Consider the following 14,350-nt stretch of genomic DNA (forward strand, 5'->3'; position numbering starts at 1 on the left):
GGCCACGCTGCCGGGCGGCCACGCTGCCGGGCGGCCACGCTGCCGGGCGGCCACGCTGCCGGGCGGCCACGTCGCCATCCCACGTTGGCACGCAGCCATCCACACCGAATGGGGATCGTCATGAAACTCAGCACCTTGGCGCAGGAGACCGGGGTCTCGACCGCCAGCATCAAGTACTACATCCATGTCGGCATTCTTCCGCCCGGGCGCAAGCGCAATGCGACCACGGCCGACTATGCTCCGGCCCACGTCGACCGGCTCGCGCTCATCACCTGCCTGCGTCGCGAGCTCGGATCGTCGATCGGCTCCATCACCGCGCTGACTCGGGCCATCGACGACGAAAGCCTGGAGAACATCGATCTGATGGGGATCTGCCAGCAGTTGGCGCTGGAGGCGAGCAATGCGCTGTCTCCGGGCGCCGCCTCGGCGAGGCCAGGAGATTCAGATTTCGAACACGACATCCGCAACGTCCTCAAGGAACTGGGCTGGCCGGACATCTCACCGACGGCAGTGACAACGATGGCAGGCGTGCTCGAGGAGCTGAGCGCCTCAGGTTATCCCGTCGGGCGCGACACGATCCTCCGCCACATTCAGGCATTGGCCGAGATCGCGGGCAGGAACACCACACCGATCACCGACGCCCTGAGCAGGGACCGGATCTGCGTCGAAGTGATCCGGGGCATCACGATGCACAACAGACTGCTGCTGGCCACAAGCGCACTCGCTCATGCTTCGCTGTCGGCCATGCCTCGAACGTCGCATGAAATCGGACCTCAGACAACGAATTCCGTATAGCTCGCATCGGTGATCACCACTACACTGGTCACAGTTGCGCTCTAGCGTGCATTTCGGCCACGACGCGGCCATGCTTCAACGACCACCAAGGGAGGATCAGTCGTGGACATCACACCGATCATCGACAAGCTCAACACCGGACTGTTCATCAATGGCCAGTGGCGCGATGCCGAGGGCGGAAAGACCATCGACGTTGCGAACCCCGCGACCGGTGACCGGATCACCACAATCGCCGACGGATCCGCTGCCGATGCCGAAGAGGCCATCAAGGTCGCCGGTGACACCCAGGAGTCGTGGGCAGCCACCCCTCCACGTGAACGCGCCGAGATCCTGCGCCGCGCCTTCGAGCTCCTCATCGAACGTGCTGATGACATCGCCGCTGTGATGACCGCCGAAATGGGCAAGCCCTTCGCCGAGTCCAAGGGCGAGGTCACCTATGGCGCCGAGTTCTTCCGCTGGTTCTCCGAGGAAGCCGTGCGCGTCGGCGGCGAATACACCCAGTCCACCGACGGCAAGACCCGCGTCATGGTCTCCCGCGAACCGGTCGGGCCCTGCATCCTCATCACCCCGTGGAACTTCCCCCTGGCGATGGGCACCCGCAAGATCGGCCCGGCCATCGCCGCCGGCTGCACCATGGTGTTCAAGCCGGCGAAGCTGACCCCGCTGACCTCCCTCATGCTCGTCGACGTGCTCATCGAGGCCGGCCTGCCCGCCGGTGTTCTCAACGTTGTCACCTCCGACTCCGCCCGCCGTGTGGTCACCCCATGGATGGAATCCGGCATCGCCCGCAAGATCACCTTCACCGGTTCCACCGAGGTGGGCGTCGGCCTGATCAAGCAGGCCGCAGACAATGTCATGAAGACCTCGATGGAACTCGGCGGCAACGCCCCATTCGTCGTCTGTGATGATGCCGACATCGACAAGGCCGTCACCGGTGCAGTCCAGGCGAAGATGCGCAACGGCGGTGAGGCCTGCACATCGGCGAACCGTCTGTTCGTCCACTCCTCGGTCGCCGAGGAGTTCTCGAAGAAGCTCACCGAGCGCATGGGCGCGATGGAGGTCGGCAACGGCCTCGATGACGGCATCGAGGTGGGTCCGCTGGTCGACCAGGATGCCCTGGACAAGGTGTCAACCCTCGTCGACGATGCTGTGTCCAAGGGTGCGACGATCCTCACCGGCGGTTCGAAGATCGAGGGCAAGGGATTCTTCTACACCCCGACTGTCATGACCGATGTGCCGCAGGACTCCGAGATTCGCACCACCGAGATCTTCGGCCCCGTGGCTCCCATCGTCACCTTCGACACCGACGAGGAGGGCATGGCCTTGGCCAATGAGACCGAGTTCGGTCTGGCCGGCTACCTGTTCAGCGAGAACGTCGAGCGTGCCCTGAACTTGGCCGACAAGATGCAGGTCGGCATGGTCGGCCTCAACACCGGTCTGGTCTCCAACCCCGCAGCGCCCTTCGGCGGCGTGAAGAAGTCCGGACTCGGCCGCGAAGGAGGAAGCGTGGGCATCGAGGAGTTCCTCGAGGTCAAGTACGTGGCCCTGCCCCGCGCCTGAGGCTGGCCCGCCGCCGGCGCAACGGTGAGGCGCTACCCGCGCCACCCGCACCACTCGCGCCACCGGCGCCACCGGCGCCACCGGCGCCACCCGCGCCACCCGCGCCACCCGCGCCACCGGCACAGAAGCATGCACCCGCTTGCCATAGGTGCGGAGGTCCTGCATTTGTGCTGGACCTCCGCACCTCGGGCTAGCGGATGCCGTCCGAAACCGGCACTGGCGTCTATCGACGCTACAATCGGGCAATGTGAGCATCGATCGCGAACGAGTGACTCGACGTCGACCTCGCGAGGCTGACTTCGCATTGAGCAGGGACGACCTCCGAGCAGTCACCGCATTCGCCTCTGCCGCCGCCGAGGTGGTACTTCCTTATTTCGAACTGCGATGTCCCGAGGACGCCAGACCCCGGCATGCCCTCGACGCTGCACTTGCCGTCGCCCGCGGCGATCCACGATCACGGACTCAGCGAGTGAGTGCTCCAGCCGCCCATCGGGCCGCGAGAGAGGCCTCATCTGAGGTTGCGTTCCATGCGGCGATGGCCGCCGGAGATGCCGCCGGATCCGCCTACCTGCATCCTTTAGCCGATCCGGCACAGGTCAAACACATTCTGCGCGCACCTGCGCACGCCATCCGAGTCTTCGAACTCGCGGATAGCTCAGACGAGTTCTCTGACCTCGGCTTCCTCGCCGAACACTTCGCGTCGTATGCCACTGTGCAGCTCTGCAGTGTCCTTCGGCGCTACCCGAGGATCAGCGCGATGTCGGGCGGCTCCAGCGCGATGTCCGGCGGTTCCAACGCGATGTCGGGCCGTTCTGCTGAGGGGCCGGACGATTCCGATGAGGGGCCGGGCCGGACGGTAGCCGACACCAATCGGATCAACCGCCTCATGTATGAACTAGATGTGCAGCTTCGCGGTCAGCCGCCCGCGGTGAGCGAGCAGCCGTCCGCGGAGAGCGGTCAGCCGTCCGCGGAGAGCGAGCAGCCTTGATTCTGCCCGAAGTGCGCGATCCGGCAATGGTGACCATTCGCCGCGGAGGCACGCTGACCGATGATGATCACAGGATGCTGGCACTCTGGGCAGCCGACTGCGCCGAGCACGTGCTCCATTTCTTCGAAGATGAGAGTCCAGGAGACCAGCGCCCGCGCGATGCCATAGCCGCCGCCCGTGCCTGGGCGCAAGACAGCATGCCCATGATGAGTGCACGCGCCGCCGGAGGACATGCGATGGGTGCCGCCCGACCGCTACGGGGCGCAGCACGGTTCGCGGCCTATTCGGCAGGACAGGCAGCGTGCGTCGGGCACGTGGCCGAACACGACCTTGGCGCGGCGGCCTGTGCCATCAAAGCGGTCCGCAGCGCGAATCCCGAGGACCCTGCGACGGGGCGGGCCGAACGTGACTGGCAGAGAGCGCAGCTGCCCGAACAGATCCGCCGACTCGTCCTTGCGGATCAGGACCGACGCGATTCCCTCTGCTGGTTCGCCTTCTCCGACTGATCCAGCCAACAGACGTAGAGGCCGGGCCGATCAGCCTCCGCAGCTGCCGAGGCGACATCCGTGGCTATCCGCGACCCTCAGGCGCGGGCGAGCAGTGCAGCGCTGAGGGGCAGGTGAAGAACCGCGTAGCGCTCAGGCGCGGGTGAACCTCAGTCGCGGGTGAAGGACCGTGCCGCACTCAGGCGCGTCGGCGGGCGAGAACGTCGTCGACGGCGCCCAGCTCGGGACCCTTGTTGGTCCGAATCGCCTTACGACCATGCTCCAGCGGGCTGTCATCACGGGCCGAGTCGCTGAGTTCTGGACGGTACCCGAGCTCGGCGGCGAACTGAGCCGCGATGTCCTCACGGCTGCGAGCTTCGGTCTCGTACGACTCGTAGGACGAGGCATCGGCCGCCTTCGCCTCAGGAACCGGGTGCTCAATCTGTGGGGCGTCAACGTAGCTGGGGACTGGCAGCGGCGTCGGCGACCAGGCATCTCGTGCCTGGAGTCGCTGCATGAACGGGTCGTTCACGTTGCCGGTATCGACCTTCGACGCGGTCGCCTCTGCACCGGATTGCCCGTCAGAGTCGGTGCCCTCGTCAGAGTCGGTGTCTTCGGCAGAGTCGGCGTGAGTCACGGCCGCAGCTTCCGATACCGATCCGGCTTCGAGGCGCGGCTCTGCAGTCGGCGTGGAATCGTCCGCATTGACCTCGGAAGCCGACTCGGCTGCGGAGGTCTTCTCCACAGGCGACTTCTCTGCAATGTCCGTCTCTGCATTCTCGGTCGCATCGGCGTCGGGCGCTGCTTCTTCGACGATGGGGATCGGTCCGGTGAGCAGCACCTGACGGGTGGTGTGCCCCTCCGCGGCTTCGTTGCGGATGCGCACGAGCGGAATCTCGCCGGTGTCTGCTTCTTCCCGGTTGTGCTTCGCGCTCGCGTTGCGCTGCATCACGGCACGCGCCTGGGCAGCCTTCGTCGATCCCGCTGGCCGTGCCGCGGCCGGCTTGGCCTCCGCGGCGTTCGGAGCAGCAGGTGCCGGAGCAGCGGGCTTCGGAGCTGCAGCCGTGGGCGCAGCGGTCTTCACAGCAGTGGCCGTCGGAGCGGCAGTCCTCGACGAGGCTGCGGGTGCTTTCGGGGCAGCGCTCGTCCTCCGGGCAGCACTCGTCTTCGTTGCGCCGTTCTTGGTCCTCGCAGTCCGCCCGTCGATTTCGCGGAGGCGAGCCTTGACTTCGCGCTTGCGCAGATTGAGCGTGCGCACGATGAGGAGGGAGACGATCGCGAGTCCGCAGAAGACTCCGGTCAGGGCGACGTGGACGACCGAGAACATCGCGAGCACGCCCGTGACCAGAATGCCGAGGACGAAGGCGAGGAAGAGCAGGGCGAATCCCCGCGTCATCGTACGCAGCGATTTCATGGACTCGCGCAGAGTCGTTGCTTTCTCAGTCATCGAATGGTCCTCATCAGCTCCGAAGCTCGGATTGGGAATCTGCATACCTCGTCTGGTCGTCTCTGCTGTGCCTGTGGTGATGGGTTCGGTGGATCGGGCGTGCAGCGATCGTGGCTGAGCATGTCCCGGATGGGCACTTCCCGGACGGTTCGGCGCCTGACCGGAATGCTCGCCGAGGCGGCCGCCGGCTCCCCGGCCTGCTTGACTTCCCCCACCCGCGTCACCTCCGTCGGCCGAGCCTCTGCCGTTCGACCCCTGCGGCGACTGGTTGAACACGGCGTGCACTGCCGGGTGAAGCAGGCGAACATTGTCACTCGTCGCCGCGGCGGATGCCTCATGTGCGCTGTGGCTGAGGCTGTCGAGGTAGGCGGAGCGGGTTTCACCGACGGCCACGGGAAGCGAGCTGCGCTGGTGCTGCTCGTCCGCCTCGGCGGTGGTGGAGCTTGTGTCCGTGGTCGAACTCGAGTCGGTGCGTCCGTCGATGACGGCGAGTTCGGGTGCCCGTGCGGAGAGGCTGAGTTTTGGAGCCTCGGTCAGCGGTGCCACGTCGGGTCGCGGAACGGTCGGTTCGATGGTCGCGGAGGAGTGAAAGACTCTCGCCCGTTCGGTGTGATCGTGGCCGGGGATCTGGGGGTCGGCGGCGACGACCTCGGCCTGTTCTGGAACGGTGTCGATCTCGACCCGGGACAGCTCCGTCGCTGACTTGCGGATCATTGTGGGCACGACAACGGCGAAGACCACGATGATGGCGATAACGACGATGATGCTGGTGTCCACACTGCAACCCTAGATCGCCCGGATCGGCAACGACGTGAAGGACTGTGGTGTGTCGGTCAAACAGGCACCAAGTTCACAAGTTTCTCAGGCTGTGACGGTAGGCGGCGAGGATCCCCTGCGGAACCTCCTCGGCGACCACGGCGAATGTGCGATGGTCACACCAACTTCCGTCGATGTGCATGTATTTCTCGCGCACCCCCTCGTCGCGGAGGCCGAGCTTCTCGACCACGCGCAGGCTTGCCGTGTTCTCGGGTCGGATGTTGATCTCGATGCGGTGCAGGCCCAGGGCGAAGAGGCTGTGGTCGATCGCCATGGCCACAGCGATGGGCGTGATGCCGCGTCCGGCGACTCGCGAATCGATCCAGTAGCCGATCTGTCCGCTGAGGATGGACCCCCAGCTGATGCTCGAAACGGTGAGTTGGCCGCGGAAACGACCGCCGACCTCGATCGCCAGCGGCACCGACTGCCCACGTTTGGCCTGCTTGTCGTACATGCGGACCATGGTTCGAAACCCGGGAAGCTGCTGGCCGGGGATCGGCAGCGTCGCATCCCAGGGACGCAGCCAATCACGGTTGTGCCTGCGGACTTCTCGCCACTGGCTCTCGTCGCGCCTGTGCAGCGGACGCAACACGATGTCGGACTGCTGATCAGTCAGGATGACTGGCCACAAACGGCTGCCTCCGCTCTCGGATGCTCATCGGTGATGTCCACTGGTGCGGGATTGCCCACTGGTGCGGTGATGCCAACGACTATCAGGGAAGCGTTGCGACGTATTCCTTGAGCCAGCTGTTGAGGTCAGCTCCGAGATCCTCTCGGGCACTGGCGATCTGCACGACGGCCTTGAGGTAATCGAGCTTGTCGCCCGTGTCGTAGCGAGCGCCTTTGAAGACGACCCCGTAGACCCCGTTGCCGCCGTCCTCGTCGGTGAGTGCCTGGAGCGCGTCGGTGAGCTGAATTTCGTTGCCGCGACCCGGTTCGGTGGTCTCGAGGACGTCGAAGATCTCCGGCGCGAGAACGTAGCGACCGATGATCGCGAAGTTCGACGGGGCCTCTCCCTGTTCCGGCTTCTCGACCAGGCCGGTGACCTTGACGACCTCATCATCGGAAGTGGCTTCGACGGCGGCGCAGCCGTAGAGGTGGATCGCTTCGGGAGGAACTTCCATCAGCGCGACGACGCTGCCGCCGGTCTGCTCGGCGACTTCGATCATCTTCGGCAGGATCGGGCTGCGTTCGTCGATGAGGTCGTCACCGAGCAGGACTGCGAAGGGTTCCTCGCCCACGTGTTGGCGGCCCTTGAGCACGGCGTGACCCAGGCCCTTCGGGTCGCCCTGGCGGACATAGTGGATGTCGGCGAGTTCGGATGCGTGACGAACGGCGGCGAGTTTCTTGTCATCGCCCTTCTTCGCCAACGCGGCCTCGAGACCGTCGACGCGGTCGAAGTGGTCCTCCAGGGGGCGCTTATTGCGACCCGTGATCATGAGGAGGTCCTGCAGACCGGCATCGGCTGCCTCTTCCACGACGTATTGGATGGCTGGCTTGTCGACGACGGGCAGCATCTCCTTGGGCGTCGCCTTGGTGGCGGGGAGGAAGCGGGTACCCAGACCGGCCACGGGGATCACGGCCTTGCGCACAGTGCGCTGCGATTCATCACTCATGCCGCTCATCTTAACCAATTGGGGCGCCTCGGATTAGGCTTATGAGCGTGGATCCAGAAACTTCGAAGGCGCAATTGCGTGCACTCATACGTACAGACCGCGCGGCTCGGGCTGCAGCGGTCGCAGATTCGGTGTCTGCGAAGTCCGAAACCACGATTGCCGAGGCTGAGTCCTCGCTTGCCGAGGCTGAGTCCTCGCTTGCCGAGGCTGCCTGGCAAGTGGTCGAGAGCGTATCGCCGAACCCGGATCTGACCGGCTGTTCGATGCTGGCCTACGCCGCCTTGGCCGGCGAACCCTCCCTGGATCCTGTCATCGACCGGTTCCTCGCCCGCGGCGGAATCGTCTACCTTCCCGTGGTCACTGCCGTCGGCCATGCCCTCATGTTCGGTGCCGTCGCCGGGTCCATGTCCACCCTCGAACCTCGCGGGAGGTGGGGAATCCGAGAACCGTCGCCATCGCTGACCGCGTCCGATCTCCTATCCGCCGAGGTGGCCCCTGACCTTGTGTTCGTGCCTGCCCTCGGATTCGGGGCCGGTGGTGCTCGCTTGGGCAACGGCGGCGGTTTCTACGACCGCACGTTCGGCCCGCAGGGCAAGGTGCCCTTGGCAGCGCGTGAAGACATGGACGGTGATGACGGTGACCACCACGTCGATGTTCCCCGCAACCGTGTCAACAGACAGGTCTACGGTGTCTGCTTCGCGACGGAACTCAACCTCCCCGGACTCACCGTTGAACCCTGGGACCTGCAGATCAGACGGGCCGTGACCGACCGCGGTGTTCACACCTTCGATTAGGTGCCGTAGAAACCCACTCAGGCGTCCGGGCCTGTGGACAGGGCCGCGCTTGTGTGGGCCCCTCACCCCCTGCGTTACTCGCGGGGCGCGCAGTGGACTATAATCTTCTCGTCGAAGAAAGGTCTCGAATGCCCGTTTACTCCTACGCCTGCAAGAGCTGTGGCCACGCTTTTGATATCCACCAGGACTTCAGCGATGATTCGCTCACGATCTGCCCAGAGTGCCAGGGACGCTTGAAGAAGGTCTTCGGTACAGTGGGGATCAGCTTCAAAGGTTCCGGTTTCTACGCCACTGACTCACGCGCGAGCAATGCGAGCACAGTGTCCTCCTCTTCCGCGAACTCTTCGCACGACTCGTCGAACGCGTCCGGGGCGTCGAAGGAATCGTCGAGCTCATCGGAGTCGTCCCCGTCGACGTCCGACTCGCCGGCCACAAGCGCCCCCGCAGCCACTAGCACATCCGCCAACTGACTCGCAAGCACTTTCCAGGTCATGGACTCGCGCGTGCTTTCGCTGTGGACTGACCGACCACTCATGTGCGTTTGACCTGTGCACACACGACCGTCGCCCACAAGCACTTTCTGTTCCCTTGATCTGAGCCCCTGGACACAACCAGGCTCAGGGCATGGGAATCATGCGCCGCATCAAAGCCAGAATGTCGACGTGGTCGAAGTCCTCACGGATCAAACCGCAGCGAATCGCCGCAGCTGTCTGCTTCGCGTGCGCATGCGCGATCGTCGTCTGGATCCTCACTCCCGATCAGGGCGGAACGTCCGTCGTCGTCGCCAACAGGAATCTGCCGCCGGGGTCTGAGCTCCGAACTCAGGATCTGACAGTCGTCGAATTCCCGACACAGCTCGTCCCTGACAAGGTCTTCACCGCGGTGTCGGACGCCGAACACAAGCGCACATCGGCCGGACTGTCCAAGGGTTCGCCATTGACTCAGTCGGCCGTCCTCGACCAGCAAGCGCTGCCGGAGGGCAACACGGATCTCCTCATGCCCGTGCGTTTGGCCGATAACGCTTCGGCGGCACTGCTGCAGCCTGGACAGCGAATTCGTCTATTCAGCTCGCTGCCCGATGGGGGCTCTGAAGTCGTCGTCAAGGAAGTCACAATAGCCCGACTGGTCGACAAGCCCGAGGGCATTACATCGCAATCAGGGCAGCTTGTTTCAGTGATTCTGTCCTCGGATGATGCTGAGCGGATCGCGGAATTCGCGGGAATGCCGATCAGCTTCGCGATCCTCCCGCAGTGAGTCACCGCTGACTTGGAAATGACAACCGGCCGACCTCACCGCACCTTCGTGCGATTAGCTAGCAAATCTTTCCAGTGATAAGAATCGCATGTCTTCTGGGCGCTGTCGATTTACCAGTGTGTATCATGTAATCGTCATAGAAACGTTGATCACCGCATTATTGTTTACATATACGCCGAAAGGGTGTCTCTAATGCTTAAAGGTTTCAGAGACTTCATTCTCCAAGGGAATGTCGTCGAACTCGCAACGGCAGTGATCATCGGCGGCGCCTTCACTGCGATCGTGACGGCATTCTCCGACAAGATCATCAACCCTCTGATCGCTGCCGTCGGTGGTGCGGAAGGACCTGCTCTGTCCTTCCCCATCAAGGAAGGCGTCCCGGAGACGACCATTGACTTCGGCGCTGTGATCACTGCAGCGATCAACTTCCTGATCGTCGCTGCCATCGTCTACTTCATCATCATCGTCCCGATGAACAAGCTCAACGAACTGCGCAAGCGCGGCGCTCCTGAGGAAGAAGTTCCTCCGACCACCGAAGACCTGCTCGGTGATATCCGCGAGATCCTCCGGACTCAGGCAGCTACCACCGTCGGTGGTCCCGCCGAGGGGCCAGCCAGCACGGCCGGTCCGTTCGACGATACCGAATCGACCGATCCCCCGCGCCACTGATTGAGGCGCACCTGACGAAGGCCCGGTTCCCTGATGGGGAATCGGGCCTTCGTCATTCTCATGCCCTGGTATCCGGTCGCTGGTTTCTGGTCAGCGGTGTTCGCCGGTCGCTGGTGACCGCTCGTCACCAATGCGGGGGCTTCTGCGATCTGTAATAGTCAGCACTGAAACCTTCATTGCCGGTCTCAGCCTCATTGCGCAGTGTGGCCCGGTATCTGCGGAGGACCGCCTCCAGTCGCGCCTTCTTCTGCTGCACTGTCTCCTGCTCGTCATCAGCCGCATGGTCAGCGGTGTGATCGGCAGGCTCTGCGTTCTGTGCGCCGTCGTCCTCAGGGGAATGTGATTCGGGGTCCTCGTCACTCATCTCGTGAGGACTCATCCGTGCGCGGCTCGATATCAGCGGCACTTGGGCGATCCTTATCCGCGCCCCGCCGGCCGGCAGATGACTCGACTGCATCGCCCGCCGTCTCCTGCACTCCAGCTGTAGGGTCGAAGGCCTCCTCCGTACCACCGCGCGCGTTCCCCGCACCACCGGGCGCATCTTCCTCGTCGGAGCTAGTGACTTCCCCGTCCGGGCTCGTCACCTGCTCGTCCGGGCTCGTCACCTGCTCGTTGCTCGCGGTCTCGATCAGGCCTGCCTGACGAAGCTCGTCGGCCCGGATCTTTCCGGTGTCGAACGTGGGAACGACCTCGTCCTCCATGGGACTGTGCTGATCCGATTCGGGAACCACCACCTCGGCGCCGGTGACTCGCTTGGCCCGTGCATGCCGTTGACGGTAACGGTCAACGGCCGCCTGCAGCTGAGAATCTCCGCGACCGGAGTTGCCCTTCTGCGCCAGCGCAGTGCGCAGCAGATCCTTGATCTCGCCATCGCCGCGGACGACGGCATCGGACTGGACCCAGTCGATCATTGCGTCAAGCCCCGAGTCCGAGTACTTGTGCATGGGCAGACCGGGCACCAGTTTGGGCCTGCTGCCGGTGCGGCCGACGACGACCGAGGCGGCACGGGCGGCATTGAGGACCGCCTGCGGGCTCATCTTCTCGACTGTCGACTTCCACGCATCGAAGATCTTCTCAGTCTCCGTCTGCGGATCGACGAAGGCATCGGTGGACCACACGCGCATGAATTTCCACCCGCGACGAGCCAACTGTTCGGGCACGACGCGCTCGCGCTGACGCAGACTGCGGACCGACGCGTATTCGGGTCCGTCGCCGGCGACAGCGATGATCATTCCGTGTTCATCCTCGGTCGAGTTCGCCACGGCCAGATCGATGCCGTTGTAATGTTCGTGAGCGACCACACCCAGCTGCAGCAGACGATCGGCGATGTCGTTGAAGAGCGGATCGTAGATCTCGCCGTGAGGGCCCGGCTGCCTGACGCCACCGGCGGCGACCTCATCGAGCAGCCGCGGGAGCAGAGCCGCTCCCCCGGCCAGCCTATTCGTGTCGAAGTCATCGGATTCGATGCTCGAGACCAAGGTCAGACGCTTGCGCGCCCGAGTCATCGTCGCTGCGAGGATCCGCTCCCCGTCAGGACCCGACAGCGCGCCGAAGTCGTGGATGACTCGCCCATGGACGGTGCGCCCGTAGCCCAAAGTGAAGATCACCGCGTCGCGGGACATTCCCTGGACCCGTTCGGCGTCGGTCACCACAAAAGGTTCCTTGCTCGAATCGCTGAAGAATGCCGCAACATAGGGCAGATCCTTCATTGCCCGCGAGATCGCTGTGGCCACGCGCTGAGCGTGATGCGAAGTGAGCGCAACGACGGCCAGTGACTCGCGCGACCGGTTCCGGGCGTGTTTGAGGACGAGTTCGACGACACGTTTGACCTCGGCGTCGGGGCTTTCGACACGTCCGGTGCCGATGTCCGTCGGGCCCCGACCGTCTGCGACGAAGGAGAACTCGAGACCGGTGCCCTCGCCCGTGTGCGCCGTCGGCATCGTCGTGATCGTCGAATCGTAGAAGTGCCGGTTCGCCAGATCGATGAGTCCGACCGGCGACTGACGATAGGAGTTCGACAGCTCCATTCTGGGCAGGAATTCGCCGAGGCGCTCCTGCACTGAACTCGGATGATCCCCATCGTCCATGCCCCGGCGATCGACTGCGATCGAGAAGGGGCGTGGTCCCAGCAGCCTGGAATCGCCCAGGGAGATGATCTGCCGGGCCCGGGTGATTCCGGGGACGACGTCGGCGACCGACAGTCGGCCGGCATCGGCGATGACCACGGCGTCGAAGAGCGGCAGAGCGGAGAAGAGCTCGGGCACGGTGTACGGGCTGGCCATCCAGACCGGCGCCAGTGTCGTCAGCAGCTCGGGAGCCCGGGTCGACATGGTCTGCACGGAGGTGTGCGGGGAGAGCAGCTCCTGTTTGATGACTCCGGCGGAGATCGGGTCGTTGTCGATTCCCCGTTTCCACGCCTGCGCATGGTTGTACCGCAGTCGGCTTGCACCTGCTGCGACGAAAGCGCGGTCGTTCTCGCGGAAGCCTTCGGCCACTTGGTGCAGGCCGGCACCGTCGTGGCGGCCCACCTGGGGATCCTCACTGGCCATCCGCTGCAGCACTGACGCCCAGTAGGCCAGGTCGAACTCCGGTCCGACGAGGGTGGTGTCGACTTTGCGGCGGCGCAGGTCGGTCAGCAGATCGGACAGGCCCTCGTCAGCCAGTTCGCGCTGTATTCTGGAGCGCTTCGGCAGTTCGGCGAGATGCTCTGAGTCGCGGCCCATGGCTTCGGTTCGTGCCTGCAGCTCTTCGATGAGCATTGCACTCAGGTCGCCGCCATCGGGCGTGGTCTCGAGAATCGGTGCGATCTTGGCAACGTCGGCCTCAACGTCCTGCAGGATCTCATCGGCGTCGAGGACGCCGCGAGGTATCTGCGGACGACCGTCATGACCGGCGAGGTCCTGGAGGACAATGCGCTGGGAACGGACATCGACAAGTGCCGAATGCAGGTCTGTGACCGTGGCACCGGGGCGCAGGAACTCGTTCGCGGCCTTCTTCTGGCGCTTACGCGCAAGCATGCCCATCTCTACGCCGACCTCGGAACGGTACTCTGCGGTTCCGGTCGCGGCGATGAGATCGTCGAGTCGGTGATCGTAGATGTCAGGCGCGAAGCTGTCGAGCGTTGTGCGCACCCGCAACAGCACCTTGATCGCGCGCGACCAGTCTTTGAGGTTGCGGCGTGGGTTCAGTTTGGCTTTGGACAGGACTGGTTCGACGGCCTTGACCAAGTCGGGGATGGTCCGGCCGAGTCGCTCGGCGACGGTTCGCGCGGCTTCGGCCTCTTCGACTGATTTGAGATCCGCGCCGAACCAGACGGTGTCCTCGACGTCGAGTGTGAAGGCGCCCAATGATGCCAGCTCACTGAGCTTTCCGCGCAGGGCGTTCCGACGGTCGTCGCTGGCCCCCAGGAGATCTTCGCCGAATCGGACCGGGGTCTGAGGAGAATCGTCACCGGAGGTCAGTTCCGCCAGGTGCTGCATCGTTTCGTAGACGGACACGTCCCAGGGCTCACGCCGACGGTGCAGTGAGGAGACGTGTTCACTCAGTGTTGCGCGCTGTTCGTTGAGTTCGTTGAGCAGTCCGGAGAGGTCCGGACGCTCAGCCTTCTCAGCGGATCCGATGAGGCCGACGAGCTGATTCTTGATCGCACCGGAGCCCTGGCGGGTGTCCACTGCGAATTCGGAGAGTCCGACCTCGCCGAGGCGGGAAGAGAAATCGTCGAGTGCATCGGCAGTCTGGGCCAGGAACAGAACGCTCTTGCCTGTGTGAGCCAGTGTTGTGGCGACGGCGACCGCCACCTGAGTGGCACCGGTCCCGGGTGGGGTGTCGACGACGACGGACTGCCCGGAGACGGCGGCGTCGACGACGGACTGCTGGTCGCCGTCGACATCGATGACGAGGAACTCTTCCTGAGGTTTGCGATCAGG

The 14,350-nt window shown here is 64.3% G+C and carries 13 protein-coding genes and 1 pseudogene; 8 read left to right on the top strand and 6 right to left on the bottom strand.

All coding sequences use genetic code 11. The features are described 5' to 3' along the window. Nucleotides 1-120: 120 nt before the first annotated feature. The 4 genes from L0G76_RS09160 (at nt 121) to L0G76_RS09175 (ending at nt 3,849) form a co-directional block, all read left to right on the top strand. Complete coding sequence (locus L0G76_RS09160; protein WP_304356971.1) at nt 121-795, top strand: MerR family transcriptional regulator; 675 nt, start codon at nt 121-123, stop codon at nt 793-795. Nucleotides 796-897: 102 nt separating this feature from the next. Beyond that, entirely contained in the window at nt 898-2,355 is a 1,458-nt protein-coding gene (locus tag L0G76_RS09165) for an NAD-dependent succinate-semialdehyde dehydrogenase (RefSeq protein WP_304356972.1), read from the top strand. Nucleotides 2,356-2,602: 247 nt separating this feature from the next. Next, nucleotides 2,603-3,343 (top strand): putative immunity protein, encoded by a 741-nt coding sequence (locus L0G76_RS09170; protein ID WP_304356973.1) that lies wholly within the window; start codon nt 2,603-2,605, stop codon nt 3,341-3,343. Between the two features lie 26 nt (nt 3,344-3,369). Continuing rightward, a complete protein-coding gene (locus tag L0G76_RS09175) occupies nt 3,370-3,849 on the top strand; it encodes a putative immunity protein (protein ID WP_304356974.1) in 480 nt (159 codons plus the stop codon). Between the two features lie 178 nt (nt 3,850-4,027). Here L0G76_RS09175 and L0G76_RS09180 read toward each other — a convergent pair whose 3' ends face one another. The 3 genes from L0G76_RS09180 to galU form a co-directional block, all read right to left on the bottom strand. Continuing rightward, the gene (locus L0G76_RS09180) at nt 4,028-6,052 is read right to left on the bottom strand and encodes a prolipoprotein diacylglyceryl transferase (RefSeq protein ID WP_304356975.1); all 2,025 of its coding nucleotides are present in this window, start codon (nt 6,050-6,052) and stop codon (nt 4,028-4,030) included. Between the two features lie 73 nt (nt 6,053-6,125). Beyond that, nucleotides 6,126-6,722, bottom strand: a complete 597-nt coding sequence (locus L0G76_RS09185) for a GNAT family N-acetyltransferase (protein ID WP_092106234.1) — start codon at nt 6,720-6,722, stop codon at nt 6,126-6,128. Nucleotides 6,723-6,804: 82 nt separating this feature from the next. Continuing rightward, the gene (gene galU, locus L0G76_RS09190; RefSeq protein WP_304356976.1) at nt 6,805-7,707 is read right to left on the bottom strand and encodes a UTP--glucose-1-phosphate uridylyltransferase GalU; all 903 of its coding nucleotides are present in this window, start codon (nt 7,705-7,707) and stop codon (nt 6,805-6,807) included. A gap of 41 nt (nt 7,708-7,748) precedes the next feature. Here galU and L0G76_RS09195 point away from each other — a divergent pair, with 41 nt between their 5' ends. Together L0G76_RS09195 and L0G76_RS16275 are read left to right on the top strand one after the other, a co-directional pair. Further along, nucleotides 7,749-8,501 carry a 5-formyltetrahydrofolate cyclo-ligase gene (locus L0G76_RS09195; protein ID WP_304356977.1) on the top strand — a complete coding sequence of 251 codons (753 nt, stop codon included), beginning with the start codon at nt 7,749-7,751 and terminating at the stop codon, nt 8,499-8,501. 128 nt (nt 8,502-8,629) lie between these two features. Continuing rightward, nucleotides 8,630-8,770: pseudogene (locus L0G76_RS16275) on the top strand (FmdB family zinc ribbon protein); the annotation flags it as partial. A 14-nt stretch (nt 8,771-8,784) separates the two neighbouring features. On the opposite strand, the gene L0G76_RS16280 reads toward L0G76_RS16275, so the two are convergent. Continuing rightward, complete coding sequence (locus L0G76_RS16280) at nt 8,785-8,994, bottom strand: hypothetical protein (RefSeq protein ID WP_369696173.1); 210 nt, start codon at nt 8,992-8,994, stop codon at nt 8,785-8,787. Nucleotides 8,995-9,125: 131 nt separating this feature from the next. Between L0G76_RS16280 and L0G76_RS09205 the strand changes: the two genes are divergently transcribed. Continuing rightward, nucleotides 9,126-9,755 (top strand): SAF domain-containing protein, encoded by a 630-nt coding sequence (locus L0G76_RS09205; protein WP_304356979.1) that lies wholly within the window; start codon nt 9,126-9,128, stop codon nt 9,753-9,755. A 192-nt stretch (nt 9,756-9,947) separates the two neighbouring features. Continuing rightward, complete coding sequence (gene mscL / locus L0G76_RS09210) at nt 9,948-10,424, top strand: large conductance mechanosensitive channel protein MscL (protein ID WP_304356980.1); 477 nt, start codon at nt 9,948-9,950, stop codon at nt 10,422-10,424. A 124-nt stretch (nt 10,425-10,548) separates the two neighbouring features. Here the strand turns inward: mscL and L0G76_RS09215 are convergent, their stop codons facing one another. Both L0G76_RS09215 and L0G76_RS09220 read right to left on the bottom strand, forming a co-directional pair. Beyond that, on the bottom strand, nt 10,549-10,788 hold the full coding sequence (locus tag L0G76_RS09215; RefSeq protein ID WP_304356981.1) for a hypothetical protein: 240 nt from the start codon (nt 10,786-10,788) through the stop codon (nt 10,549-10,551). After that, the coding region (locus tag L0G76_RS09220; RefSeq protein ID WP_304356982.1) for a hypothetical protein at nt 10,781-14,350 on the bottom strand (3,570 nt) is incomplete at its 5' end. The genes L0G76_RS09220 and L0G76_RS09215, both read right to left, overlap by 8 nt.

The sequence above is a fragment of the Brevibacterium picturae genome (assembly GCF_030453725.1).
In the GTDB taxonomy this organism is placed as follows: domain Bacteria; phylum Actinomycetota; class Actinomycetes; order Actinomycetales; family Brevibacteriaceae; genus Brevibacterium; species Brevibacterium sandarakinum_A.